Below are 1455 nucleotides of genomic sequence, written 5' to 3'. Positions count from 1 at the left end.
GGACTCTCAATGACCGTGTCAAGCCGTAGCAGTGGCGGGAGTCGGTGTGTCGAGGCTGAATTCGCGGCCGTCTCGCAGCAGTGCCCACAGCACGTCGACCAGGCGCCGGGCCAGAGCGAGGAGGGCTTGGGTGTGCAGGAGTCGTTCACCGCGTTTGCGGTCGTAAAACCGGCGCGAGGGCCCGTTGTCGTAGCGCAGGCTCGACAGGGCGGCCATGTAGAACACCCGCCGCATGCGCCGGTTGTAGCGTTTCGGGCGGTGCAGGTTGCCGCTGACCCGGCCCGAGTCCCGGGGAACCGGGACGAGACCGGCGTAGGAGGCCAAACGGCCCGCGCTGGCGAAATTGGCCAGGTCACCGCCGGTGCCGACGAGGAACTCCGCCCCCAGTCCGGGACCCATACCGGGCAGGGACTCGATGATGCGGGCCCATGGGTGTTCCCGGAATCGGGTGGTGATGAGTTTGTCGGTGTCCTTGATCTCGCGGTCCAGATCGAGCAGTTTGGTGGCGATGCGTTTGACCAGCATCGCGGTGTCGGCCTCGCCGGGCAGGGCCAGGCTTTGGCGTCCGGCGGCATCGACCGCAGACGCGGCGGTCTTGCCGATCCCCGGTTTCCAGGCACCGTGTTCGGTGAGATGTGTTGTGACACCGTCGATTCCGGCCGCCCTGATCTCGGATGGAGTGCACATCCCGGCGACCAGGATCAGCGGGGTCCGATTCGCGAAGTCGAACGCGGCTTCCAACGCGGGGAAGATCGACCCGAGCAGCCCGCGCAACCGGTTGATCCCGGCTACCCAATCCGCCATCAGGTCGGTGCGGTAGCTGGTCAGCTGGGTCAGCCCGACCACGAGTTCGTCGGGCATCACGACCTGGTTCAGGTCCTCACGCAGACGGGCGCTCTGCGCGATCACCCGCGCGTCCTTGGCGTCGGTCTTGGCTTCGCCGCGGAAGCTGCCGGTCATCGAGTTCACCACCCGGCCAGGCACATACGTCACCGTCTGATCGGCGGCCAGCAGCACGGTGATCAGCAGCAACGCCATCGGGCTGGTCAGATCGATCGCCCAGCGCACCCGGTCGACGGCCTGGCCGGCACGCGCGATCAACGCCTCGATCGCGGCCTGGTCGTTGCCGAATTTCTGGCTGAACACTGTTTTTCCGGTGTCGTCGACCCCGCACGCGTGATGGGCGTGCTTGCCGACGTCGATCCCGACCCAGATCTGAGGGCGAGTTGCCACCCACGTGCTCCCGACTGTCGAAGTTGTTGCGCCCGTGGACAACCCCGCCGTCAGATCCCTAACCAGCGACGACCGCAACAAGCTCTCAATCAGCAGCCGGAGCGTCCAGCGCGGTGGAGCAGCCAGTCCTTTGAAGCCTCGAACAAGGCAAAAACCAATCAGCTACACCCCACCGCCCTGGGCATCCAGGGCACCAACCCCAGACACCTACAAACTTAGGGA

General features: G+C 65.9%; 1 protein-coding gene. It reads right to left on the bottom strand.

Annotated features, from left to right (window positions below; all coding sequences use genetic code 11):
* Positions 1-18 precede the first annotated feature (18 nt).
* On the bottom strand, positions 19-1233 hold the full coding sequence (locus tag NP3_RS45980) for an IS110 family RNA-guided transposase (protein WP_063047970.1): 1215 nt from the start codon (positions 1231-1233) through the stop codon (positions 19-21).
* Between the last annotated feature and the right edge of the window lie 222 nt (positions 1234-1455).

Source organism: Nocardia pseudovaccinii NBRC 100343 (genome assembly GCF_001613225.1).
Taxonomy (GTDB): Bacteria; Actinomycetota; Actinomycetes; order Mycobacteriales; family Mycobacteriaceae; genus Nocardia; species Nocardia pseudovaccinii.
Note: the sequence above shows the minus strand (reverse complement) of the source record. Positions and strands in the feature narration are given on the sequence as shown.